The 25,458-nt window shown below is 53.3% G+C and carries 26 protein-coding genes; 7 read left to right on the forward strand and 19 right to left on the reverse strand.

Going from position 1 to position 25,458, the window contains the following annotated elements; all coding sequences use genetic code 11:
- The first annotated feature begins 1 nt into the window (after window position 1).
- From pilO to JXO50_07135, 5 genes are all read left to right on the forward strand, one after another.
- A complete protein-coding gene (gene pilO / locus JXO50_07115; GenBank protein MBN2332859.1) occupies window positions 2-601 on the forward strand; it encodes a type 4a pilus biogenesis protein PilO in 600 nt (199 codons plus the stop codon).
- Window positions 591-1,109, forward strand: coding sequence for a pilus assembly protein PilP (locus JXO50_07120; protein ID MBN2332860.1), 519 nt, complete (start codon window positions 591-593; stop codon window positions 1,107-1,109). Before pilO ends, JXO50_07120 begins: the two co-directional genes overlap by 11 nt.
- Complete coding sequence (pilQ, locus tag JXO50_07125; protein ID MBN2332861.1) at window positions 1,106-2,836, forward strand: type IV pilus secretin PilQ; 1,731 nt, start codon at window positions 1,106-1,108, stop codon at window positions 2,834-2,836. Before JXO50_07120 ends, pilQ begins: the two co-directional genes overlap by 4 nt.
- Before the next feature lie 201 nt (window positions 2,837-3,037).
- The gene (gene aroC, locus JXO50_07130; GenBank protein MBN2332862.1) at window positions 3,038-4,204 is read left to right on the forward strand and encodes a chorismate synthase; all 1,167 of its coding nucleotides are present in this window, start codon (window positions 3,038-3,040) and stop codon (window positions 4,202-4,204) included.
- A gap of 76 nt (window positions 4,205-4,280) precedes the next feature.
- Window positions 4,281-4,751, forward strand: coding sequence for a shikimate kinase (locus tag JXO50_07135; GenBank protein ID MBN2332863.1), 471 nt, complete (start codon window positions 4,281-4,283; stop codon window positions 4,749-4,751).
- A gap of 22 nt (window positions 4,752-4,773) precedes the next feature.
- Here JXO50_07135 and secG read toward each other — a convergent pair whose 3' ends face one another.
- The 12 genes from secG to dapB all read right to left on the reverse strand — a co-directional run bounded on the left by secG (window position 4,774) and on the right by dapB (window position 17,357).
- Entirely contained in the window at window positions 4,774-5,163 is a 390-nt protein-coding gene (secG, locus tag JXO50_07140) for a preprotein translocase subunit SecG (GenBank protein MBN2332864.1), read from the reverse strand.
- 112 nt (window positions 5,164-5,275) lie between these two features.
- The gene (locus tag JXO50_07145) at window positions 5,276-6,034 is read right to left on the reverse strand and encodes a triose-phosphate isomerase (protein MBN2332865.1); all 759 of its coding nucleotides are present in this window, start codon (window positions 6,032-6,034) and stop codon (window positions 5,276-5,278) included.
- Between the two features lie 74 nt (window positions 6,035-6,108).
- Entirely contained in the window at window positions 6,109-7,311 is a 1,203-nt protein-coding gene (locus tag JXO50_07150) for a phosphoglycerate kinase (protein ID MBN2332866.1), read from the reverse strand.
- Window positions 7,312-7,410: 99 nt separating this feature from the next.
- Window positions 7,411-8,430, reverse strand: coding sequence for a type I glyceraldehyde-3-phosphate dehydrogenase (gene gap / locus JXO50_07155; GenBank protein MBN2332867.1), 1,020 nt, complete (start codon window positions 8,428-8,430; stop codon window positions 7,411-7,413).
- Window positions 8,431-8,604: 174 nt separating this feature from the next.
- Window positions 8,605-9,450 carry a c-type cytochrome biogenesis protein CcsB gene (ccsB, locus tag JXO50_07160; GenBank protein ID MBN2332868.1) on the reverse strand — a complete coding sequence of 282 codons (846 nt, stop codon included), beginning with the start codon at window positions 9,448-9,450 and terminating at the stop codon, window positions 8,605-8,607.
- Window positions 9,447-10,844, reverse strand: a complete 1,398-nt coding sequence (locus tag JXO50_07165; protein MBN2332869.1) for a cytochrome c biogenesis protein ResB — start codon at window positions 10,842-10,844, stop codon at window positions 9,447-9,449. The genes ccsB and JXO50_07165 overlap by 4 nt, the downstream gene beginning before the upstream one ends.
- 164 nt (window positions 10,845-11,008) lie before the next feature.
- Window positions 11,009-11,371 carry a cytochrome c3 family protein gene (locus JXO50_07170; protein ID MBN2332870.1) on the reverse strand — a complete coding sequence of 121 codons (363 nt, stop codon included), beginning with the start codon at window positions 11,369-11,371 and terminating at the stop codon, window positions 11,009-11,011.
- A 223-nt stretch (window positions 11,372-11,594) separates the two neighbouring features.
- Entirely contained in the window at window positions 11,595-12,254 is a 660-nt protein-coding gene (gene elbB, locus JXO50_07175) for an isoprenoid biosynthesis glyoxalase ElbB (GenBank protein ID MBN2332871.1), read from the reverse strand.
- 42 nt (window positions 12,255-12,296) lie between these two features.
- Complete coding sequence (locus JXO50_07180) at window positions 12,297-13,103, reverse strand: enoyl-CoA hydratase/isomerase family protein (protein ID MBN2332872.1); 807 nt, start codon at window positions 13,101-13,103, stop codon at window positions 12,297-12,299.
- Window positions 13,104-13,143: 40 nt separating this feature from the next.
- Entirely contained in the window at window positions 13,144-13,857 is a 714-nt protein-coding gene (ubiE, locus tag JXO50_07185; GenBank protein MBN2332873.1) for a bifunctional demethylmenaquinone methyltransferase/2-methoxy-6-polyprenyl-1,4-benzoquinol methylase UbiE, read from the reverse strand.
- Window positions 13,850-16,408 carry a DNA gyrase subunit A gene (gyrA, locus tag JXO50_07190; protein MBN2332874.1) on the reverse strand — a complete coding sequence of 853 codons (2,559 nt, stop codon included), beginning with the start codon at window positions 16,406-16,408 and terminating at the stop codon, window positions 13,850-13,852. The genes ubiE and gyrA overlap by 8 nt, the downstream gene beginning before the upstream one ends.
- A 139-nt stretch (window positions 16,409-16,547) precedes the next feature.
- Window positions 16,548-17,357 (reverse strand): 4-hydroxy-tetrahydrodipicolinate reductase, encoded by an 810-nt coding sequence (gene dapB, locus JXO50_07195; GenBank protein ID MBN2332875.1) that lies wholly within the window; start codon window positions 17,355-17,357, stop codon window positions 16,548-16,550.
- Between the two features lie 200 nt (window positions 17,358-17,557).
- Between dapB and JXO50_07200 the strand changes: the two genes are divergently transcribed.
- Entirely contained in the window at window positions 17,558-18,469 is a 912-nt protein-coding gene (locus JXO50_07200; protein MBN2332876.1) for a LysR family transcriptional regulator, read from the forward strand.
- Between the two features lie 30 nt (window positions 18,470-18,499).
- Here JXO50_07200 and JXO50_07205 read toward each other — a convergent pair whose 3' ends face one another.
- Window positions 18,500-19,312: a 4-hydroxy-tetrahydrodipicolinate reductase gene (locus JXO50_07205; protein ID MBN2332877.1), complete on the reverse strand. Its 813-nt coding sequence runs from the start codon at window positions 19,310-19,312 to the stop codon at window positions 18,500-18,502.
- 154 nt (window positions 19,313-19,466) lie between these two features.
- On the reverse strand, window positions 19,467-20,471 hold the full coding sequence (locus JXO50_07210; GenBank protein ID MBN2332878.1) for an NAD(P)-dependent glycerol-3-phosphate dehydrogenase: 1,005 nt from the start codon (window positions 20,469-20,471) through the stop codon (window positions 19,467-19,469).
- A gap of 229 nt (window positions 20,472-20,700) precedes the next feature.
- On the opposite strand from JXO50_07210, the gene JXO50_07215 reads away from it, so the two are divergent.
- Window positions 20,701-20,862, forward strand: a complete 162-nt coding sequence (locus JXO50_07215) for a hypothetical protein (protein ID MBN2332879.1) — start codon at window positions 20,701-20,703, stop codon at window positions 20,860-20,862.
- A 54-nt stretch (window positions 20,863-20,916) separates the two neighbouring features.
- Here the strand turns inward: JXO50_07215 and JXO50_07220 are convergent, their stop codons facing one another.
- The 5 genes from JXO50_07220 to era all read right to left on the reverse strand — a co-directional run bounded on the left by JXO50_07220 (window position 20,917) and on the right by era (window position 25,443).
- Window positions 20,917-21,792 carry a 4-hydroxy-tetrahydrodipicolinate synthase gene (locus JXO50_07220; GenBank protein ID MBN2332880.1) on the reverse strand — a complete coding sequence of 292 codons (876 nt, stop codon included), beginning with the start codon at window positions 21,790-21,792 and terminating at the stop codon, window positions 20,917-20,919.
- Between the two features lie 176 nt (window positions 21,793-21,968).
- A complete protein-coding gene (locus JXO50_07225) occupies window positions 21,969-22,769 on the reverse strand; it encodes a diaminopimelate epimerase (GenBank protein ID MBN2332881.1) in 801 nt (266 codons plus the stop codon).
- Complete coding sequence (locus JXO50_07230) at window positions 22,766-23,326, reverse strand: DUF4416 family protein (protein ID MBN2332882.1); 561 nt, start codon at window positions 23,324-23,326, stop codon at window positions 22,766-22,768. Before JXO50_07230 ends, JXO50_07225 begins: the two co-directional genes overlap by 4 nt.
- A 193-nt stretch (window positions 23,327-23,519) precedes the next feature.
- Complete coding sequence (gene rfaE1, locus JXO50_07235) at window positions 23,520-24,524, reverse strand: D-glycero-beta-D-manno-heptose-7-phosphate kinase (protein MBN2332883.1); 1,005 nt, start codon at window positions 24,522-24,524, stop codon at window positions 23,520-23,522.
- 22 nt (window positions 24,525-24,546) lie between these two features.
- On the reverse strand, window positions 24,547-25,443 hold the full coding sequence (gene era / locus JXO50_07240; protein MBN2332884.1) for a GTPase Era: 897 nt from the start codon (window positions 25,441-25,443) through the stop codon (window positions 24,547-24,549).
- Window positions 25,444-25,458: the final 15 nt, after the last annotated feature.

The raw sequence follows: 25,458 nt of genomic DNA on the forward strand, positions 1-25,458 counted from the left end.
CATGGCCGATCTGAACCTTGACTTTCTCCAAAGACTCTCCAATCCAAAGAAAATCCTGCTGGTGGCAGTTATTGCTATTGGCATTGGCGGACTCTATTATTACTTTCTCTTTGGTCCGCAGCTGAAACAGCTGACAAAACTCAACAAACAATACCAACAGGCACAACTGAAGCTCAGCCAGACCAAGCAGATAGCCAATCAACTGGAAAAATTTGAAAAAGAGATTGCCGGCCTGCAGATGGATTTCAAAATGACCGCCCAGAAGCTTCCCAACTCCAAGGAAATCCCCAGGCTGCTGATGCAGATAACCAAACTCGGGAAAGAGGCCGGGCTTGATTTTGAGCTTTTCCAACCCCAATCGGCAAAACCAGTGGGCTTTTATGCCGAAGTTCCCATCGACATTGCCGTCACTGGCAACTATCATGCCCTGGGGACCTTCTTCACCAACATCTGTACCATGTCCAGGATTGTCAGCATCGACGATTACCAGATGAGTGATTATAAAGTCATCAATGGTCAGGATACCCTCAGCACAAAGTTCAAAGCCATTACCTATACCTTTATTGAACAACCGAAAGGCGGGGAAAACCATGGTAGCTAAGCCACAACAGCTGTCATTGCGATCTGCAGGCCGAATCCTGCTCAGCTGCGCCCTGCTGGCCGTCCTAGTAGCACCCGGCTGGTCAGCAGAGGAACCGGTAAAGGAAAAAGCGGCCACCATCCAGGAACTTCAGAGCCCGACATTTGTCTATGATTCCCTGGGAAAGCGAGATCCTTTCCGGCCCTTCATCAATTTCAGTCAGATTGAACGGCCCATTCCGACCAAGGAACCGAGCACACCTTTGGAAAAATATTCCCTTAACCAATTCAAACTGGTGGGCATTCTCCTAAGCGGCAACCATTACGCCATGGTTGAAGACCCGGAGCATATCAGTTACACGATTTCCGAAGGCGACCATTTAGGCAATCTCAGCGGTATTATAGAAGAGATTAAAGAGAATGAGGTCATCATTGCTGAACCATATCTGGATATCTATGATCAGCAGCAAATTCGAAAAGTTACCCTGAAACTCCATGTAGAAGAAATCAAGGGGGGAGCATTGCAATGAAAGTGAGAACGATAACCTGTTCACTGATGATCATGGTTTTGACTGGCTGGCTGCTCAGCATGCCGATGGCGTCGCCGGCAGCTGCGCGGCAAACGGTCACCGCCAGCAGCAGCACAGCAAAAAATGCGGTACAGGTGGTTTTCACCGGTGAGTTGGAAATGCAGCAACATACAACATTCCACCTGTTTCACGTCGACAACCCCCCCAGGCTCGGCATTGATTTTCCCGATGCCACCTTTAAAGCCAATAATATCGCCGAACACCTACCACAGACCCTCTTTGAAGGGTGCCGCTACCAGACCTATCCTGACAAAACTAGGCTGGTCTTTGACACCAACGAAGCTCAGCTGCCCAACTATACCTTCAGCGCATCAGGAAAGGAGCTGCAGCTTAGTTTTCCAGTTGCGAATAATACGGCGGCAAAGAAGCCGGCAGCAAAACCAGTGGTAAAAACCAGCAGCCGACGGCAGTACCGGCCATCGGCAGGCAAGAATCTGATCACCGCTGATTTCAAAGATGCCGACCTGCAGAATGTTTTTCGTTTTCTGGCTGACATCAAGCACATGAACCTGATCATGGGCGAGGACGTCCAGGGAACGGTAACCATCAAACTGAAAGAAGTACCTTGGCAGCAGGCCTTTAATATCCTCCTGAAAACCAACAAACTGGGGATGGAACGGGATGGCAATGTCATCCGCATCGCCCCGCTCTCCCGCTTCAAGGAGGAAAAGGAAGCCCTGGCGCAAAACAAAAAAGCCAATGAAACCCTTGCAGAAACCGAACTGGCCATTGTCAAGGTTAATTTTGCCCAGGCTGCCGATATCGCTCCCAGACTGACGGCAATACTCAGCGACCGGGGTTCCATCGACACCGATCAACGGACCAACACGTTGATCATCAAGGATCTGCCCCGCTATATTGAGGGCGCAAAAAACCTGTTGCAGCAGCTTGACATGCCCATTAAACAGGTCTTGATCGAGGCTAAGATCGTCAAAATTGAAACTGACGCCGTCAAAGATATCGGCATCCAGTGGGGCGGTGTCTGGGGCGACCGGGACAGTGACCACTACTATGGCGTCACCGGCAATAACGGCACCACCGGCCTACCCAGCATCACCCCTGAACCATCCATTGCCAGCAACTATGTTGTCAATCTGCCGGCATCCGGGGCAACCAGCGGTTTGGGGATGATTTTTGGCAAGGTGGGGGTTTTCAATCTCAATCTGCGCCTAACGGCGTTGAAGAACAACCATTTGGCCAACATCCTCTCAACACCTAAGGTCCTTGCCCTTGACAATCATAAAGCCCGCATCGGGCAGGGAGTGGAGATCCCCTATCAGACGACCTCCCAGGATGGCACGACAACGGAATTCAAAAAAGCCGAGCTGAGCCTTGAGGTTGTCCCCCACATCACCAATAATGATAATGTCTCCATGGAAGTGAAGATCAATAAGGACTCGATCGGGGTACAGACTTCCGATGGCCCGGCAATCAATACCCAGGCCATCGAAACCACTCTGTTGCTTTTCAACGGCGAAACGGCGGTGGTCGGCGGCATCATCGAGAAAGACAAGACCAGCGACGAAAATGAAGTCCCCGGTTTTTCTGAGGTTCCCCTGTTGGGTGACCTGCTGTTCAAGCAAAAGTATAATAAAAATTCGCAAACAGAGCTGCTGATCTTCATTACCCCAACCGTCATTCCCCTCCAGACCAGCAGCAATTTCTGATCAGCAGATCTGAACGGTAGGGAAAAGGCTGATGAATCTGATAATTCATCAGCCTTTTTTATTGCGGTCAGCACTCTATTGCGGTAGATATGGCCTGGATGGTCATTCTATGGTCTATCAGGTGTCATGCAACGAACCGCTCTAGCGCTTATGTTTCTCTCCTTGACGGCAAAAAAAGCTCTTTTTGAGGAGTAACCCTTTATGTTGACCTGCTTGACGGCCGGGGAATCCCACGGCCCCCAACTGACAGCTATCCTCTCCGGCATCCCCGCCGGTGTGCCCGTTTCTGCAGAAAAGATCAATTATGATCTGGCCCGTCGCCAGCAGGGGTACGGCCGGGGAGGTCGGATGGCCATTGAAGCGGATCAGGTAACCTTGCTCTCCGGTGTCCGTTTCGGGACAACGACGGGCAACCCCATCACCATGGCGATCACCAATAAAGACTGGAAAAACTGGCAGCAGCAGATGTCTCCGGCAAAGGCTGATGAAGGGTTTGCCAAAGCGGTGACCAGACCACGGCCCGGGCATGTCGATCTTCCCGGCTGCCTTAAATACAACCAGCGGGATGCCCGCAATATACTTGAACGGGCCAGCGCCCGGGAAACTGCCATCAGGGTGGCGGTGGGAGCCCTTTGCAAAGCATTGCTGGAACAATGTACCATCCAGATTTTTTCCTATGTCACCGCTATTGGCACGGAAAGGGTAGATCAGGAAACCCTGCAGCAGGATGATGCTCAGTTGGCCATGGCTGCGGAACAATCATCGCTCCGTCTGCCGGACCCGACCCTGGAAGAACAACTGAAAAAGGTTATCGATCTGGCAAAAAAGCAAGGGGATACCCTGGGAGGCATTTTCCGAGTGATTATCAGGGGCTTGCCACCGGGGATCGGCAGTCATATCCAGTATGACAGCAAACTGGATGGCCGCCTGGCCCAGGCGATCATGAGTATTCAGGCAGTTAAAGGAGTGGAAATCGGCCTCGGTTTTCAGGCTGCAGAACTTCGCGGTTCACTGGTGCATGATGAAATTGCCCATAACCATAACCGGGGGTTTTACCATCTGAGCAACAATGCCGGTGGTATCGAAGGAGGAATCAGCAATGGCGAAGATATTATCATAACTGCCGCCATGAAACCCATTCCCACCCTCTATCAACCATTGAAATCGGTGGACATGATCACTAAACAGCCTTTTGAGGCTTCTGTTGAACGCTCAGACACCTGTGCGGTCCCGGCGGCTGCAGTGGTCGGCGAAGCGGCGGCAGCCTTTGAAATCACCCGACTCCTACTGGAAAAGTTCGGCGGTGATCACCTGGATGAATTCAGCCGCAATTATCATGGTTATTGTGACTACCTCACATCGTTCTGATGACTTACCCGCATCCTGCGGCGTCCCGCCAGGGCATCTTATCCTCACCGGTTTCATGGGCGCAGGGAAATCATCGGTGGGCAAAAAGCTCAGCGCTATGCTGCAACGACCCTTTATCGATCTGGACGAGTTCATTGAAAAGCGTGAGCAAAAAAGCATTGTGTTGATCTTCCAGGACGAAGGAGAAGCCTATTTTCGGCGGGTGGAGGAGCAAGCTCTGGCAGATATTTTAAACTGTCCCCCCTTGGTCCTGGCCACCGGCGGCGGTACGGTACTCAGCCCGCAGAATCGTGCCCTCATGCAGACAAAAGGAACCGTCATTTTCCTGGATGCAAGTCTGGAAACTATTGCGGCGCGTACCGCCGGTTGCCAGTCACGACCACTGCTGCAAAACAGCGGCACATTCAGGATAGAAAAAATAAAGGGCCTTCTGCAAAACAGAAAGCCCTTATATGAAACAGCTGCACTAAAAATAAAAACCGACAATCTGTCACTCGAGCAGATCGCCCGGCTGATTGTGAAAAAAATCTCCCCCACCAACAGGTAACGTCATTAATATCGGTACAGCTTTATTTCGGCGTATTTTCCGGCTGTTCAACCCCGGCAGGTTGAGCCGCCGGCGACGGCGCGGCATTTTGCTGCTCGCCCGCCTGGGAAGTTACGGGCTGGACCTGTTCGCTCTGGACCGGTTGGGCGGCATCAAAACCCTCCATTACCGTCCCTTTGACCCGATGGGCGGAAACCACCGTCAGGGAAAGGGAGGTCAGCATAAAAACCGCTGCCGCGACAGCAGTCAAGCGGGTAAAAAACTTGCTGGAGCCACTACTGCCAAACAGGGTCTGGCTGCTGCCGGCACCAAAAGCAGCCCCCATCCCGGCACCTGTACCCGCCTGCAGCAGAATAATAAAAATAAGTGCCAATGACACGACGACATGCAAAACAATAATAAAGGTGGTCAAGGTCAAACTCCTCCCCGAAAAGACATTAAAGGCTTGATTTCCTACCAGCAAACGGCAGGAAAGTCAAGCCCAAAGCAATTTCTGCGTACCATCAACACAAGAGCGTCGTCGATCAGCGGGCACCTGCCGCGGCAACTATCCGAGCGAAGTCAGCAGCAACCAGGGATGCACCGCCCACCAGTACCCCATCAACATCCGGCTGACTCATGAGCTGGGCGGCATTGTCCGGCTTTACGCTGCCTCCATAAAGAATCGGGATTCGGCCGGAACCCTCAAAGCAGGAATCCAGCACCCGGCGGATAAAAGAGTGCATCTCCTGGGCATCGCCAACAGTGGCTGTCTTGCCGGTGCCGATGGCCCAGACCGGCTCATAGGCCACCAAAAGCCGATGACCGGCAAGGCCGGCAAGGCCGCACTGCAATTGCCGCTCAACAACCGCCTGATGCTGCTGTTCCTGGCGCTCAGCCAAGGTTTCACCAACACAGAAGATCGGCACCAGGCCGGCTTCCATCACCGTCTGCACCTTGCGATGCAGCAGAGCATCATCTTCAGCAAACAGGGCACGGCGCTCTGAATGGCCCACCAGGACATGGGTCACACCGATGGCAGTCAGCATCCCCACTGATGTTTCACCGGTAAAAGCACCTGCTGTCTCGGTATGGCAATTTTGGGCCGCCAGACCGATGCCGACATCCTGGCAGCGGCTGGCAAACGCTGACAGCAGGGTAAAATTCGGCGCCAGGATAATGGCAGCGTCTCCTTCACCACAACCCCCGATCAAGGGCAGAAACTCATCAAGAAAAGACTGCCCTTCGACAAGGGTCTTATGCATCTTCCAGTTGCCGGCAATAATTTTTGGTTCACCAGTCATAGATTTGCCATCCTGCCCACTACGTTTCGCCCCTTGCGGTGACCACCCCTAATGTACGACTTGTTTGGCAAGAATCAGGAGCCACAGGACTGCTCCAAAGCGGCAATTGCCGGCAGTTTTTTCCCCTCCAGCAGTTCCAAAAACGCACCGCCGCCGGTGGAAATATAGGAAATCCGATCAACCTCACCGGCTTTATGTACCGCCACATCCGTATCGCCGCCGCCGACAATGGTCAAGGCATAGGTATTGGCGACGTTATGTACCATCGCCAGGGTTCCACGACTGAAGGCATCCAGCTCAAAAGCACCCATGGGGCCATTCCAGATAATCGTCTTGGCATCCTGGATAACCTCGTTGAACAGGGTGGTGGTTGCCGGTCCGATGTCCAGTCCCATCCATTTTTTCGGGATCTCCTGCACCGGCAGAACCCGGGTATCGGCATCAGGCGCCATCCGGTCGCCGGCAACACAATCCACCGGCAGGTAGAACCGCACCCCCTTGGCAATCGCTTTTTTAAAAATCTCGCGGGCCTGATCAACCATGTCGGCCTCGACCAATGATTCACCCAGACCAAAGCCCATGGACTTCAGAAAGGTGAAGGCCATGGCACCACCGACAATCACTTTATCCACCCGGTTGATGAGGTTTTCCAGGGCGCCCAGCTTACTGGAGACCTTGGCGCCGCCAATGATTGCCACCACCGGCCGCATGGGGTTTTCCAACGCCCGATGAAAATAGTTAAGCTCCTCCTTCATGAGAAAGCCGGCATAACAACGAGGGACATGGGCGACAATGCCGACCACCGACGCATGGGAACGGTGCGCGGTGGCAAAAGCATCGTTCACATAGATATCAATCCCCCTGGCAAGTGCTTTGGCAAAATCCGGATCATTACTCGACTCTCCCGGATAAAAGCGCAGGTTCTCCAGCAGGATAACCGTGCCGGGGAGTGCTTCCGCCAATGTCTGTGCCACAATAGATCCAACACAGTCCGACAGAAAAACAACATCTTTTTTCAGCAGTCGGCCAAGCCGTTTGGCAACCGGAGCCAGAGAAAATTTCGGCACCACCGTCCCTTTCGGCCGGCCCATATGGGAAGCAAGAACCACCACCATCCCCTCATCGAGAAGCTTATTGATCGTCGGCAGAACCCGGCGAATGCGAGTATCGTCGGTTATATTACCGCTATCATCCAGGGGGACGTTGAAGTCAACTCTGACAAACGCTTTTTTTCCCCTCACTGAACCATTTTCCAACTGATCAATATACTGTACCATGGTTGAGTTCTCCTCCAACAACGCTATCATGCCCATGCTGCCGGCCGCTGTTTCTCTGGTTGCCGTTTCAGGCCTTTTCTCCTGCTCTGCTGTTCAATCTTACATCAGGTCGGCCAGTTTGGCCACATAGGCGGTCAAATCATTGAGCCGACAGGCGTAACCCCATTCATTGTCATACCAACTCATCACCTTCAGCAACGTCCCGTCCATAACATTAGTCAATTCAGCATCAACGATGGATGAATGGGGATTATGGTTGTAATCGACGGAAACCAGGGGCTCATCAGAAACCATCAGAATCCCTTTCAGCTCCTTGTCAGCCGCCTGGCGGAAACAGTCATTGACTACATCAGCCGACGTCTCCTTCTCCACTTCCACCACCAAGTCAACAAGGGAAACATTTGGGGTCGGCACCCTGATCGCCAGACCATCAAGTTTCCCTTTCAGCTGGGGAAGAACCAAACCGACCGCGGCCGCCGCGCCAGTGGTGGTGGGAATCATCGACATGGCTGCGGCCCGCGCCCGGCGCAGATCCTTATGTCGGGAATCGAGAATCTGCTGATCTCGGGTATAGGAGTGTACGGTGGTCATCATCCCCCGCTTAATACCGAAATTTTCCAACAGCACTTTGGCAACCGGAGCCAGGCAGTTGGTGGTACAGGAAGCATTGGAAATAACAAAATCGCGATCAACCGTAAAATCATCCTGGTTGACCCCCATAACAATGGTGGCATCAGCTTTCTTCACCGGTGCCGAAACCACTACTCGCTGAACCCCGGCATCAAGGAAAACCGCCGCCTTATCCCGGTCCCGGTAAAGCCCGGAACACTCCATAACGATATCAACCCCCAGGTCCTGCCAGGGAACGCTTTTGGGATCTTTGCCGGCAATCAGCTGAATCTGCTTGCCATTCATGGTCAGCGATTTATCCCCTGGAATGATTTCCGCATCGAGGGTTCCGGAAACAGAATCATATTTCAGCAAATGAGCCATGGTTTTCGCATCATCGATAGTACTGACAATAGCTCGAAAATCAAAACGATCATCATTTACAGCGGCTCTCAGGCAATCTCTGCCAATCCGCCCAAACCCGTTTACTGCCACGCGTACTGCTGCCATGTTTCCCTCCCTTTATGCAATGAGTGCGTTGAACACACCTATTATAATTTTTTTCACAGACGCCTAAAGTATACCCAAAAAAAACCCAGAGTCAACATTTTATCCACTGCATAGAGGATATTTTCGACTCTGGGTCAGGAAAACTGAACAACAAATCACCGTCGAGGTGATAATTCAACCAGCACCATAACTGTGCAACCCTGAAAGGAGCAAATTAACGCCAAGATAGGTAAACAATACCGCGACAAAACCAACGATGGACAACATTGCAGCCTTGACTCCACGCCATCCGCGGGTAAACCGGGCATGGAGAAAAGCGGCATAGATAAACCACGTAATCAGGGACCAGGTCTCCTTGGGATCCCAACTCCAATAGGTTCCCCAGGCATAGTTGGCCCAGGCGGCCCCGGTGACAATCCCGATGGTCAGCAGGGGAAAACCGATGGCAATCGTCTTGTAGACCAGATCATCAAGAATCAGCGATGAAGGGAAACTGGCCAGCAACCCAGTTTTTCCAGCACCCTCTTCATGACGCTTTTTCATGATGTAGGTAATGCTCACCCCGCAGGAGACGGCAAAAGCTGCGTAACCGAGGAAGCAGGTCACCACGTGGGAGATCAGCCAGTTGCTCTGCAGTGCCGGCACCAGCGGCTGGATGGTTTCATTTACGTTTGGGGAGATGGATGCATAGGCCATCCCCATGGCGGCAAAGGGGGTCACAAAGGCTCCCAGCAGGTAGAGATGATATTTATATTCGATCACCAGATAGATAAGAATAATCGTCCAGGAAAAGAAAACCAGCGATTCATAGAGGTTGGACATGGGCGCATGACCGATCCCCAGCTGGTAGGACTCATACCAGCGCAGACCAAGGGCAAACGTCTGCACCAGCCAACCGCCCAGGGTAATCGCCGTGGCCGCCCGTCTCACCCATGGATTTCTGAATGCCAGGTAACCGATATAGACCACCATGCCGGCCAGATAGATAAAGGTCACGATCGTAAAAATATAGGTATTCATTTTTTCCCCTTCAACTGCTGCTCAAGCTCACTGGTGAGCCGGTTAAACTCCGCATCAAAACCCGGCTGGTTTTTGTTGGCGCTGCCGCCAACCGCCAGCTGATAGCGACCCGGCTTTTCAGGATCGGGACGCAGGCGCACCCAGAGTCGCCGGTGAGCCATAAAAAAAGCGATGAACAAACCGCCGATCATCATGGAACATCCCAACCAGACAACCCAGACTCCCGGATCCTTGGCCACCTGCAGGCCGGTATAATTGCGCTGGTTCACCTCCTGCACGACAAATGAACGTTCGCTTTTACGGTTCTGCTTATCAAAACCGGGAAACTTCTTAAAAACCCAGAACTGGATCATCTTGCCGTCGGCTGTGGGCATCACCAGCCGAACCGAAGGCCCGAGATTCATGTAGTTGGGTTCATACTGGGCCGCCTGCACCCAGCCGTCGCCAGTGGGCAGTTGTACCCTACTCCCCAGGGCAACGGTCAACGGGTAGGTCTTGCCGGTCTGGTCGTCATGCATCTCCAGTTTCACTGCCCCGCCGGCAGAGCCATAACTGGACTGATAAAAGGTATAACCGCCATAACTGAGGGGATGGTTCACCTCAATGCGCTTGGCAAGCTTTTCTTCGCCATTTTCATAGATCACCAGGTCACTGGTGTACTCCTTGGGGGCGCCGCTGTCATACAACTCAACTGTAAAAGAGCGGCACTCCACCGCAAAATCAAGCTCCACCGGCGTCTTATCATCATTCCAGGTATAGACAATCGACGTTTTATCGCCTTCGGGTATATTGACAAAAGCTTTCAGGCCGAAAACCGAGCCGATGATCCCGCCGATAAAGATAATGATGATGCTCACATGAACCAGATAGACTCCCATCCGGGACCAAAGGCTCCGCTGGGCAAAAAAGTGCAGTTCTTCACCATGCTCTCCGGCTACGGTGGTCCGCTGCCAGTTTCCCGCCCAGAAGGAATGCAGGCTGGCAGCCACCGATTCCCCCACCGTTTCCAGGGAATTTTTACCGCCGAGCCCGGTCCGCCAGTCATTACCCACGGTAGCCAGAAAGCTATCGGACAACTGGGTAACCGGGCTTTTGAAAAATTTCCAGGTTCGGGGGAAATTTTTCAGCGAACAGGCAACCAGGTTGATGGTAAACAACAGCAGGATGCCGGTAAACCACCAGGAATGGTACATGTCGAGAAAACCCACCATCTTCAAGATGCCGTAGGTGGACTCCTCATACATCCGCAGATACTGCTCCTGGAACTGGTTCTGGGGAATAACCGTACCGATAATTGACACCAGCGCCAGGGTAATGAGCAGAAAGATCGTCAGTTTCAGGGAACAAAAGAAGGCAGTAACAGCGGAGGTACCGGCTTTTTGTTTATTCTTCACTTTCCACACCTTTTTAATCATGTTTGTTATCCCCCTACCATTTGCCCCTTTCCCTTGTCAAGGAAAAAGGGGGAGTTGGCAACGGTGGCATAGCAATATAAAATATACCAAAAAAAGGACGCCTGAAAAGGCGTCCTTTCTGGAAAGATCTGAAACAGGCACTGCTATTTTTTGTGGCAGCCGGTACAAGGCGTCGGACCCGTCTTCTCGCCGGCTTTTTTCATATCCCGATGGCAACCGCAGCAGGTCTGGTGGGCAGCTTCCTTGATATCCAGCTTTTTGCCGTCTTTGGCATCCTTATGGCAGGCAGTACACTTCTGGATGGCGCCCTCACCTTTGTAAGTGTGGTGGCACTTAGTGCAATCATAGGCGGCATGTTTGGCATGCTCAAAGGGAACCGGTGGTTTTTTCATCGTATCCGCTTTGATCACCAGAACATCGGTCGGTGCTTTACAGTCAGCGGCAACGGCAAAACCAGCCACCATCAGAAACGCAACAGCAATCACTAACGCTACAACCTTTTTCATCTCTACACCTCCTTAAATCAAGTTAAAAACCCGATGGTAAACCTGCACTCATATAGTAAAAAAGCATTTTCTTGTCAAGCGCAATATCTAACAAGATCGCGATTTCAATCGATCCATGCCCCTCATCACCTTAGACGGCGGCAGGCGACAAACAGTTTACCCTCAACCGAAAAAAAATATCTTCACCCTTGTGACGGCATGGGGCGCTGCAAGGATTCAGGTTTTAAGCGCCTGCCAGCCTCACCACCTCATTAACCAGCTTTTCAATCCCCACGGCCACCTCCTTGATCCCGGGACCAAGCATGTATGCCGGCGTGGTGACGATCTTATGCAGCCTATCAACATGGATCATGTCCACCGAACAAATCTGATGTTTCCCCCCCATGGCTTCAATGGCCGCTGCGGTGCCCATATCGGAGCCAATGGTCACCTCCGGCTGTTGGTCGGCAAGCGCTTTGGTCAGGGTAGCCGGGGCAATGCAGATGGCCCCTATCGGCTTGCCGGCAGCAAGCATTTCCCGGAGCAAACGCTCAACCTCCGGGTGCACCGTGGCATTCGCCCCCTGTAAGGCAAAATCACTTAAATTTTTGGCCGCCCCGAATCCGCCAGGCATAATCAACCCGTCAAGATCACCGGCACCTATATTCTTGATATCGCGAATATTCCCACGGGCAATCCGTGCCGATTCCACCAGGACATTACGGCTTTCGCCGGTCACCGCACCGGTCTGATGATTGACCACTTCCCGCTGGTCCATATTCGGAGCCAGGCACTGGACAGCAACCCCGGCCCGGTCGAGAGCCAGCAGGGTCAGTACTGCTTCGTGAATTTCACTACCGTCATAAACGCCACAACCGGAAAGCAGAACGCCAATGTTTGTCATCTGTTCCTCCTTTGACCAACTCACCTGCAAAAGATTTAGGGTTCAATCACCTACCAGCTGTTTGACTGCGTCGCGGTGCTCCGCCGTATCGGTCAACAAAGCCAATTGGGAGGAAAGGTAGTCAAGGTGGCTGCGCAGATCGCACTTTTCCCCCTGGGCCACCGCCCGTTTGATGGCCCTGATCGAGCTCAGCGGCCATTGGGCAATGTCACGGGCATAGCTTGTTGCCACCGCCATCAGCTGGTCAGGGGGAACCACCCGGTCCACCAACCCGAGGGACAACGCCTCCTCCATCCTGACCACCCTGCCGGTCAGCAGGATATCAAGGGCTTTACCGCGACCAACCAGCCGGGGCAGAAAATATGCCCCGCCGTTACCAGGCGCCAGCCCGATTCTGACAAACGTCGAACAAAAGGTTGCCTGGTCGCTGGCAAAACGAAAATCACACGCCAAAGCAAGGTCAAAACCGCCGCCGTAGGCCGGCCCGTCAATCACCGCCAGCACCGGCTTGTCGACCTCAGCCAACCCCTGAGGCACCCGCTGCACATGATCCCACAAATAGTTTTTCATCTCCCATAAACGGAGATCTCCAGCAGCCATATCCTTGACATTGCCGCCAGCTGAAAAGGCATTGCCTTCACCGGTCAGGAGGATTACTTTTATCTGGGGATCAGCTGTTGCCAACCGCAATGCCCGGCAGATACTGTCCAGCATCGGCAGCGTAAAGGCATTTTTCATCTCAGGCCTGTTCAGCGAAAGAACCGCCAGCGGGCCGTCGGTCCGGTAAAGGAGATCGGTAAATTCCATGGTCACATCCTCGTTATAATTTCGCCATTTTTTCGCAAGCATCACTCCTGCACCAGGGAAAACGGCCGGGTTTCCGCCAGGGTCAGGGTTTTTCAGCCAGATAGACGGTAACGATGCCAAAGGTGAGGGAATGATAGCGGCACCGGCTGAAACCGGCCTCTTTCAGCATCAGCGAGAACTCATTCCGACCAGGAAAATTGACCACTGATTCAGGAAGATACTGGTAAGCGCTTTTGCGGGCGAACAGACCACCGATCAACGGCAACACTTTGAGGAAGTACCATTGGTACAACCTGTTGAGCACTGCCTGCTCAGGCATGGAAAATTCCAGCACCACAACCATCGTTCCGGACTTCAGAACCCGGTAAAACTCCATGAGGGCTTTATGCCGATCAATCACGTTCCTGATGCCAAAGGCAATACTCAGGGCATCAAAGGAGTTATCAGGAAAAGGCAGATCTTCAGCAGAAGCGGCCAACAGCGTTATCCGGTCACCCATGGCCAGCCGTTCAACCTTCTGCTGACCCAGCACCAGCATCTGCTCACTGAAATCCAAACCAACAACCTCAGCTCCGGGATTTGCCTGCTGGATAGCAAGGCTTAAATCCGCCGTCCCGCAAGCTACATCCAGCACCCGGGGACAGTTCAAGTGTGCCAGCCGTCGGCCGACAAACCGCCGCCACTGCTGGTCTATCCCCAGACTGAGGAGGCGGTTTAAAAAATCATAGCGGGGGGCAATGGCGGTGAACATCTCCTGGACAGCCTGTGCCTGCTGCTGCTGCCGACCATCAGACATCATCGTCTCCCGAATCCTGCTCATCACCGGCAACAACATCAATAATCCGCGGCTGGTCGTCAGCAGCAGAAGGTGCTTCTGTCGGTTGTTCATCCGGTTCTGACTGCGGTTCCGAAGAACTGCCTTCGGCCAGGGTAGCCACAGCCACCAGTTTTTCCTGGCTGGGATCAATGCGGAACAGCGTCACCCCCTGGGTGTTGCGGCCAATAACTGAAATCTCCGCCACCCGGGTGCGGGTAATCTTGCCGGCGTCGGTGATCATCATGATTTGATCAGCATCCACCACTTTCATAACACCCACCACCTTGCCATTGCGCTCAGTGGTTTTGATGGTGATCACCCCCTTGCCGCCCCGGGAGCGGAGGGGATAGTCTTCAATACTGGTCCGTTTGCCAAAACCATTTTCGGTCACGGTCAGCACGCTGCCGCCGTTATGACCAAACACTTCCATGGAAACGACAAAATCATCTTCATTCATGCGGCAGCCAATCACCCCGCGGGCCAGGCGGCCCATGCTGCGCACCTGGGAAGCGGCAAATCGGATCGCCTGGCCGTGGTTCGTACCGACGAAAATCTCTTCATCGGCCTTGCAGACCTTGGCGGCAATCATTGAGTCACCTTCCTCCAGGGTAATACAGCGGATACCGTTGCTGCGGATATGGTCCAAGGCGCTCATTTCCAGCTTTTTCACATAACCGCTCCGGGTGGCCATCATGACATGGCAGTCTTCCTGGAATTCCCGCGTTGAAAGGACGGTGGTAACCTGCTCTTCCTTCTCCAGTTTCAGCAGATTGACCAGCGCCTTGCCCCGGGCCGCCGGGCCGCTTTCCGGAATTTCATAGGTTTTCAGCCTGAATGCCCGCCCCTGATTGGTAAAAAAGAGCATCTGATCATGGGTTGAAGAAACAAACATCTGGTTGACAAAGTCACCCTCCTTGGTCTCCATCCCGAGGCGTCCACCAGCCCCCCGATGATAACTGCGGTAGATGGAAATGGGGGTTCGCTTAACATAGCCATGACGGGAAATGGTAATCACCATATCCTCTTCAACAATCAGATCTTCCACATTCAGGTCACCAATCTGATCAACAATCTCACTGCGGCGTTCATCACCATAGGATTTTCTGATTTCCAGCAGCTCATCAACAATAATATCCAGTACCAGCTGCTCACTGGCAAGAATCGCTTCCAAGCGTTCAATGAGAGCCACGGTTTCGGCGTATTCATCGAGAATTTTCTGCCGTTCCAGCCCCGTAAGACGCTGCAGTTTCATGTCAAGAATCGCCTGGGCCTGGCGGCTGGAAAACTGGAATTGCTCAATCAATTGCTCACGGGCCTCGACGGGAGCTTTTGCTTTGCGGATCAGGGCAATAATCTCGTCCAGATGTTCAAGGGCGATCTTCAGGCCGGCGAGAATATGCTGCCGTTCCTGGGCTTTTTTGAGTTCAAAACTGGTCCGCCGCCGAATGACCTCCTTCCGGTGATCAACAAAGTGAGCCAGCATGGTTTTCAAGGTCAGGGTTATCGGCTGTCGATTAACAATCGCCAGCAGGATGATGCCAAAAGAAACCTGCATCTGGGTATGCTTATACAGCTGATTGAGGACAACCTGAGCCTGGGCATCGCGTTTCAGCTCAAAGACCACCCGCATTCCCTGGCGATCTGACTCGTCGCGGATATCACTGATCCCCTCGAACTTTTTCTGGCGGATCAACTGGGCCACTTTTTCCAGCAGACGGGCCTTGTTCACCTGGTAGGGAATCTCGGTGACAATAATGCTTTCCCGATTGTTTTTCTTCTGGGTCTCCACATGCGCCCGGGCCCGGAGGCGAATAATTCCTCGACCGGTTTTATAGGCCGAAATAATTCCTTCCCGACCATTGATGGTTCCACCAGTGGGGAAATCGGGTCCAGGAATATGGACCATCAACTGATCCACGGTCATCCCCGGGTTGCGGATGAAAGCCACCAGGCCGTCAACCACTTCACGGAGGTTATGGGGCGGGATGTTGGTTGCCATACCCACCGCAATCCCTGATGAACCGTTGATCATCAGATTGGGAAAACGGGCTGGCAGCACCACCGGTTCCCTTAATGACTCGTCATAGTTGGCAACAAAATCGACCGTATCTTTATCAATGTCAGCGAGGATCTCTGAGGACAGCTTTGCCATCCGCACCTCGGTATAACGCATGGCTGCCGGCGCGTCGCCATCAACAGAACCAAAGTTACCCTGGCCATCCACCAGGGGATAACGGAGGGAAAAATCCTGCGCCAGGCGAACGATGGTATCATAGACTGCTGTATCACCATGGGGATGATATTTACCGATTACATCACCAACCACCCTGGCAGACTTTTTATAGGATTTATTCCAGGCATTGCCAAGATCATGCATGGCGAACAGGACCCGACGATGAACCGGTTTAAGTCCATCTCTCACATCAGGCAGCGCCCGACCGATGATGACACTCATGGCATAATCGAGGTACGATTTTTTCATCTCGTCCTCGATATTGATCGGTACCGGCAGCTGCCGGAAAAACTCCATCTGCTCCATAATGATTCTATCCTCAGCCGGCCGCCGGGCGGGGAAACTGTCTCGCCACGTTCAGCCTGCAGTTAAAATTATTTCTCCCGTGTCGAGACACCATACCAACACGTCCCGGTTAAACCCGGGAAATGGACTCTTAGTCCTTCAACCCCAGGACATCCTGCATATCATAAAGCCCCGGCGCCTGACTGCTTACCCACAGAGCCGCCCTTACGGCACCACGGGCAAAGGTATCCCGTGAATGAGCCCGATGAACAATTTCCAGCCGTTCACCCAAACCACCAAAAAGCACCAGGTGATCGCCGACAATATCCCCGGCTCTAAGCGTCTGCATACCGATCTCTTCCCTGGTGCGCTCGCCGGTAAATCCCAGGCGCTCATACACCGCCACTTTTTCAATATCACGTCCTAATGATTCAGCAACAATTTCTCCCAACCGCACGGCCGTCCCACTGGGAGCATCCTTTTTCAACCGGTGGTGGGCCTCAAGAATTTCCACATCGAAATCATCCCCAAGAATGCGGGCTACGTCGGCAACCACCTTAAAGAGGACATTAACCCCAACGCTCATATTGGGAGCCACAACCAGGGGAACCTGCCGGGCAAACGCCGCAATCTGCTGCCGTTCGGCTGCTGTGATGCCGGTGGTCCCGATAACCATCGGCACCCCATAGCCGGCGGCCAGCTCCAGGTGAGCCAAGGTAGCCTCGGGAGAGGTAAATTCGATCAGCACGTCAGCATCGGCAAACGGCAGTTTTTCCACCTCCCCGACAATTGCTACTCCCAATGCGCCAACCCCCGCCACCTCCCCGGCATCACGACCGACAAGGGGGTTGCCGGCAAATTCCAATGCCCCGGCAAGGGTTGCCTGCTCATGTTCGTCTATCACTGAAATAATCCGACGGCCCATGCGGCCCGTCGCTCCGGAAACCATAATCTTTGTCATTCCATCTCCTTTATCGGGAAAACGGCAAAGCCGCTGCAAACTTCTGAAAAACCCAATAGTTATAACGAAAAAAGCACCTTTTAGTCAATCAAAAAAGGGGGACAACGCCAACCGCCGGCAACTTCTTTTCCCATTGACAGACAGATTCCCGCACCGTATGATAACTGGATTATCATGGATCAGCAGCCAAGGAGCAACCCATGCTGGAAACCAGACATCTGCAAGTTTTTCTGGCAATCTGCAAACTGCATAGTTTCAGCCGGGCGGCAGAAGAGGTGAACCTGACCCAGCCAACGGTGAGCGGCCATATCCGAACCCTGGAAACCCTGCTTGGCACCCAGCTTTTCAACCGGGCAGGCCGGGAGATCACCCCCACCAAGGCCGGGAAACTGCTCCTTCCCTACGCCCGTAAAATACTCAATCTGCAGGAACAGGCAGAATGGGAAATGGAACTGTATGTCGGCAAGAAAAAAGGAACCCTGGAAATTGGCGGCAGCAACATCCCCGGAGAGTACATTCTGCCGCTGGCCATCGGCATCTTCAAGCATGATCGACCGATCATTCGGATCACTCTGAAAATCGGCAGTACAGCGGAAATCATTGAGGCAGTTGGCGACGGCCGGCTGGAACTTGGCATGGTTGGCGCCGTTCTGGATCAGCCAGACATTATCTACCAGCCATGCCTTGTTGACGAACTGGTACTGGTGGCGCCCCCCGACAGCCCACTAACCAGCGATCAACAACTGGATGTCAGCCAGTTGACCAAGTATCCTTTCGTCATGCGTGAACCGGGTTCCGGCACCAGGGATACTATTGAAGAAGCGCTGCTCCGCGCTGCCGGTCCTCAGTACAGTGACTTGCCGGTTATCGCGGAAATGGGCAGCACCGAAGCTATCCGGCAGGCAGTAAAAGCCGGGGTGGGATATTCGATCATTTCCAGACGGGCCGTCAGCGACGATATCGCCCAGGGACTCATCCAGGCACCTGAACTGACCGGCATTAATCTCAAACGGCAGTTCTACCTGATTTTCTATACACTCTCACCCTTGGCTGCCGATTTTCATCAATTCCTCAAACGGCATTTCATCCCCCCGGTCGGTTCTGATCAATAAAAGGAGTGGCAGATCTCGCACATCGAGCTATCAGTACAACACTTCCGGCAACCCCAACATATCCAGCATATCATACACCCCGGGGGGCCGGTTGATAATCCAGCGGAGGGCCTTAACCGCTCCCCGGGCATAGCTTTCAAGGGAATGGGCCCGATGGGCGATTTCAAGCCGCTCACCAAGACCGGCAAACATGATGGAGTGCTCACTGAAGATATCACCGCCACGAATACACTGGATACCAATTTCCTGTTCCTGCCGCCCGCCGATCATCCCCCAGCGGCTATGGCGGACAGCCTCGGGAAATGGCCAATGCCGTTTTTCAGCAACGATCTGGGCTAATTTCAGGGCGGTGTCGCTGGGGGCATTCCGTTTCCCTCGATGGTGTCCCTCGCTAATCTCCACATCCACATTGTAATCGGCCAACACCAACGTCGCATTGCCAACCATGCGAAACATAACATTCATCATCAGGCTCATGTTGGGACTGACCAAGCATGGAACCCCCGCCAGCACATCAGCCAGTTCATCAAGCTGGGCCGTGCTGAAGCCGGTGGTTCCCATGACCATGGGGATCCTCCTTTCCCCGGCAAAACGGGCATAATCCATGGCCGCCTCGGGAACCGAAAAATCGAGAATAACATCAATGGTCCCCGGAACAGACTGGGTAAAAGATTCAGCCACAGAAACACCGGCCAACGACTGCTGACTATCCTCATCACCTGCACCTTCCCGCAACCGATGAGAAACAGCCAAGACCAGCTCAAAGTCAGGCTGGGTTTTTAAATGCTGGCGCATCACCGAACCCATCCGGCCCAAAGCACCGGTTATCGCAACCTTAATCATGAAAAAAAACCTTCCTTTTTATTCTGCCAACAACCTCACAGGGTCATCGTCCCCCGGAAGGAGCTGATATTTTTTATCAAGCGTTCCAGGGGACAGCAGACGACACGTATTCAACCTTGATTTCCCCTAGAGTAAAGCAGCTACAGTCACATGATTAAGAAACTTCCGGTTTCGGTTCCCGGGCCAGAAGTTCGGCAACCGCCGCCTGCGGGTCTTTCTGCTCATAGAGGATATTATACATCTGCTCGATGATCGGCACCTCAACGCCATGTTTTGCCGCTAGCTGATAGGCCGAAAGCGTTGTTTTCACCCCCTCGGCAACCATCTTCATGCCCGCCAGAATTTCATCCAGGGTTTTTCCCTGCCCCAAAGCCATGCCTACCGAACGATTGCGGGAAAGATCTCCGGTACAGGTAAGCACCAGATCCCCCATGCCGGCCAGACCGGCAAACGTTGTCGCCTCAGCTCCCAGCGCCATCCCCAGGCGGGTCATTTCCGCCAATCCGCGGGTTATCAAAGCCGCCCGGGTATTATAACCAAAGCCCAGGCCATCCGATACCCCGGCAGCCAAAGCCATGACATTTTTCAGGGCGCCGCACAACTCCACGCCGAGAACATCGTTGTTGCTGTAGACACGAAAAGTTGCGGTAGAAAATGCCTGCTGCACCCCAACGGCCACCTCGTGATCGGCAGCAGCGGCAACAACCGCAGTCGGCATGCCCGCAGCCACCTCTTTGGCAAAGGACGGACCTGAAAGTACGGCCAGGTGACTGTGGCAGGCAGCCGGCAGTACTTCCCGCAAAACCTGTGACATGGTCAGCAACGTATTGTTTTCAATCCCTTTGGCAGCCGAAACGATAATAGTATCAGAAGGGATACCACCACGGATCTGCTGCACCACTGAGCGCATCACCTGTGATGGTGAAACCAACAACAGGAGATCCTTATCCACCACCACAGCCCTAAGATCAGTGGTAAATTCCAAGGTCGGCGACAAAAAAAACCCCGGCAGAAAAAGATCGTTCTCCCCGGTTGTCCGCATACGCTCAACCAGATCCGGCTCATACGCCCAGAGGGTAACCGCATGGACCCCCTGGCTGGCAAGCAGATTGGCCAGCGCGGTTCCCCAACTACCAGCCCCGATCACGCCAATATTCATCATTCATTCCTCCGACACCGTCTGTTCACCGTTCGTTGAAATGTGCTCTCATCCGAAAGCTTTCCAGCTTGGCAGCCACACATAATGCTCTTAACCATACGAAACAGGATCAGGGTCCGCAGAATGCGCGGCACCTGACACCCATTGTAGCGGGTTCTCGGCAGGCACTCTGGAACCGACCGGACATGGCCGCCAAAAGGAACCCCTGAATGACCATAGCGGCAGGCAGATGAAAGAAATCGCCGCGCCGGGAAACAATAAATACGGGTATCATGTTTCCCCGCAGATGGCAAGAAAACGGTCGAAAGCAACGCCGCAGAGCCGAAATCAGGACACCAGCCACACTCCTCACTTATTGAACATAAAAAAGCTGCCGCAGCAGCTTTTTTAGAGGGAATCCTTTCAACGTATCCTTGCTCAAAAACAGCCATCTGAGCAGCTGATTTCAGGAAAGCAAACCATATTCCTCCAGAACTGTCCGCAACGTCTTCCGGTTGGCATCACCCAAGGGGCAGAGCGGCAGCCGCAAGCCAGCCTGAACCTTGCCCATCATCACCAGGGACTCTTTGACCGGCACGGGATTGGTTTCAATGAACATGGTTTTGATCAGTTTCTGCAGTCGATAGTGGAGGTCACGGGCGGCAACGATATCACCACCGACAAAGCTATCATACAATGATGCCATGAGGTCGGGAACAATATTAGCGGTTACGGAGATCACCCCCTTGCCACCGACGCACAGGAGTGGGAAAAAGGTCCCATCATCACCGGAAATAAGGAAAAAGTCAGGGCCGCAGGAAGCGATGATGTCGCTGGCTCGACTCATACAGCCGGTGGCTTCTTTGATACCGACAATATGGGGAATCTTCGCCAGGCGGGCCACCGTTTCCGGCAGCATATCGGTGCTCGTTCGGCTGGGAACATTATAGAGAACCATGGGAATCTCCACCTTGCTGGCAACGGTGGAAAAATGCTGATAAAGACCTTCCTGGGTCGGCTTATTGTAGTAGGGGGTGATCAACAGTGCCCCGTCAGCCCCGGCATCCTTCGCATGACGGGTTAAACGAACAGCCTCACTGGTGTTGTTGGAACCGGCTCCGGCAATAACCGGCACCCGACCGTTAACCGCCTCGACCACCAGCTCCACCACCATGTCATGTTCGGCATGGGAAAGGGTGGCTGACTCGCCGGTGGTTCCACAGGGAACAATGGCATCCGTCCCATGCTGCAGATGAAATTCCACCAGTCCCCTGAGGGCCTCCTTATCAACCGTCCCATCAACAAACGGGGTCACAATAGCAACCATCGAACCAGCAAACATAGTCACACCCTCCTCTATCCCTGGCTTTTTACTTTATCAGGAAACTTTCAATGCCAGCGTTGGCAATCGACTCTCGGGGATCACACCCCGCCACCTAGGTGAGCCGCCATTATTTTTCTTGCATGTTGATAGCGGCACCGGCTCTTTGCCGAAAGCAATACCGGACAAGCGCTAACCTATTGTAAAAACTCCCTGATTATCGATCCTTCATATACTATTTTAGCATCCCCTTCAAGAAAAACTTCTGTGAAGCCGGCACGTTCCCGCTGATAATAGACGGTCAGCACCTCTCCGGACCGGGTGACAACCCGGGTTGGTGGAACAACCAGCCCGCGGGCACTGGCAGCAAGGGAGGCAGCAACCGACCCAGTGCCGCAGGCCAAGGTTTCATCCTCAACCCCCCGTTCATAGGTTCGAATGCTCAGTTCATGGGGAGTGACAACCGAGATGAAGTTGACGTTGGTACCGGCCGGCTGAAACTCATCATGGAAACGAATCCGGCGGCCCTTTTCCCTGACCTCACAGAGAGACAGGTCATCCACCGGTATTACCACGTGGGGAACACCGGTATTAATAAAATCAACGACAACCTCTTCATCACCAATCAAGAGGCAAATATCCTGGCGAATATCACCCGGCGAAGACAGCTGGAGCTTGACCTGCGACCCATGAATTTCCGCTTTAATAAGACCGGCAAGGGTGCGAAATACCATCCGTTCAGGGGCAATGCCATGGAGAAAAGCAAATCTGGCAGCACAACGGCCGCCATTGCCACACATTTCCGCTTCGGAACCATCAGCGTTATAAAATCGCCAGCTGAAGTCAACCTGGGAGTCGTCTTCCAACAGGATCAGACCATCACTGCCGACACCGGTTTGCCGCTGACAGAGGCGGCGGATCAGCAGGGGACGATCATCTTCAGGGAAAATCTGCGACCGATTATCGACAATAATGAAATCATTGCCACTACCATTCATTTTCCAAAAAGAGAGTACTGCCTCCACTCTTTGCGCTTCCGTAACCACAACAATTTCCTCCTCAGATCACCGAAAAAACTGACATAATCAGCACTGGCATAATCAGGGTAGGTCCAGGCCAGCGCCTGATAACTGCCGTGCTGATAGATAAGGGTCAAATCGGCATAAATGCCTGCACCAAGGTAGGGCCGATGATAGGAACTCTTGGTCGTTGCCAGCACCAGATGCTCAATGGCAAGATAGCCAGGATCGATATTAACCCGGCGCCGGCCCGCGCCATCGGCAAACTCTTTTTCCAGCTCATTCGTCATGTTTTTTATTGCCGGTAGCCGCTGACGATGAAACGGCCCGGCAAACACCACTAAGCGACGCCACAGCGGACTACCCATTTCCCGTTCATAATAGGAACTGAAATCAAAAGGCAGGGGCGCTGTCAGGCAATCCATCGGTCCACAGAGGACCACGAGACGGGAAAGTGCTGCCCGGATCAGTTGCTCATCAGCAGCGAGAACACTGGCCAACAGCAAAACAGGTTCAGGAAGGGTTTTGCTGCTCATACCTGCATCGTGTGGTTGCAACACATAAAGTTCTATACATTCAGGAGTGCCAAACAGTTCAGGCAGTCCACAAACCACCCGCATGATGGTTTGTGACTGCTGCAATACCTGCCCAGCAATGATCTACAAAGACCGACAGCAATCTGTCCTCTGTCAGCCTGCACAACAATATCGCTCGCCGGCTATCATCATCTCACTGGAGAACCTTCTGGAAATAAGCAAAAATTTCCGGTGGGGTTACCTGAGCGGTACCCACTTTGCCGACCACAACGCCGGCGGCCAGATTGGCGACCGCAGCGGCTTCTCCCAGGGTTACTCCGGGAACCAGGGCACCCAAAGTCATCAGCGCAATAACTGTATCACCGGCACCGGTAACATCAAACACTTCCTTGGCCATGGTGGGCAGCCGCAGGACATCCCCATGCTCAGGAAAGACAGCCATACCTTCCTCGCCACGGGTAATAATGACCGACCTGCTGTGAAATCGCTGTTTAATAAACATCCCCGCCCTTTCAACCGCCACCGGTGAATCAAGGGCAAATCCACAGGCCTGCGAAGCCTCGAAAGTATTGGGGGTAATCAGATCAATATGATGATAGAGGGGGAAGTTTTTCACTTTGGGGTCGACAGCCAGATAAACTCCTGCCTGACGGCAGCCGACAACCAGATCATCAAACAGCAGCGGGTTGATCACTCCCTTGCCATAATCTGAAACAATCACCCCCTCCACCTCAGCAAGCAGTTGTGTTACATGCTTCTGCAGCTGGCCGGCCGTCCCCGAATTCAGGGGATTAAGCGTCTCACGGTCAAAGCGGACCACCTGTTGATGGTGAGCGACCACCCTGGTTTTCACCGATGTCTGCCGCTGATCATCCCTGACAATATATGCCCCGGAGCAGCCAATCCCGGCAAGCAGAGAAAGCAGGAGATCTCCATTGCTGTCTGCGCCCACCACTGAAACAATCTCCGGCTTAGCCCCCATGGCCAACAGATTGCGCACCACATTGGCGGCGCCGCCCGGCAGGCTCTGTTCGCGTTGCACCTGCACCACTGGCACCGGAGCCTCGGGAGAAATACGGCCGACCGTCCCCGTGATAAACTGATCAACCATTACATCACCAATAACCATCACCCGCTTGCCGGCCATACCGGCAACAATATCGCTCAGCCGTTTGCGGGAAAACATTATGCTTGTCATGGCATCAGTCATGGCAACTCCGTTAACGGTAGCCAAATCGCTTGAGAGCGGCGGGATTGCTGGTCCATTTTTTTTCCACCGCAACCCGCAGTTCCAGAAAAACGGGAATCCCCACCAACGATTCAACCTCCCGGCGGGCGGCTGTCCCAATCGCCTTCACCATCTGCCCCTGCCGGCCGACAATAATCCCTTTCTGGGATGAATGCTCAACATAAATCGTCGCACCGATGACCAGGCGGCTTTCCTTATCATGGAAATAATCAATCAGCGCCGTGGCCCCGTAGGGCACTTCCTGACGGGTTAATTGAAAAATTTTCTCCCGGATAATCTCCTGGACCCAGAAGCGTTCGGACATATCGGTATGCACATCGGGAGGAAAAAAGGCCGGCGACTCAGGTAGTTTCTGGACTACCGCCTGCAACACTCCCCCGATGCCGGTTCCCTTCAACGCCGAAATACCCAGCATTGGCACCTGCTTATCAGGAAGATACTCAGCAAGCAATCCATAAAGCGGCAATTCCCTCTGCCGGCGATCAACCAGATCGATTTTATTAAAAACCGGCAAAAAGGAACGCTTCTCACTGACCAGCAAGGCCAGCAGATCTTCCTCTCCCGGTGTCAGTGAGCTGGCATCCGCAGCGAAAAAAAAGAGGCTGACATCAACATCTCTGAGGACTGCCAGGGTACAGTCAACCAGTGCCTGGTTCAAGGCACCACGGGGACGGTGAATCCCTGGAGTATCAATCAGGATCAATTGGGCATCGGTCAGATTTTTGATGCCGACAATACGATTTCTCGTGGTCTGGGGTTTATCGGTAACGATGGCAACTTTCTCACCCAGCACCTGATTGAGAAAGGTTGATTTGCCGACATTAGGCCGACCGAAAATGCCGATATAGCCACATCGAAAAGCGGTCATTGATCACCTAGCGCC

It is taken from the genome of Candidatus Anaeroferrophillus wilburensis (genome assembly GCA_016934315.1).
GTDB lineage: Bacteria > Desulfobacterota > Anaeroferrophillalia > Anaeroferrophillales > Anaeroferrophillaceae > Anaeroferrophillus > Anaeroferrophillus wilburensis.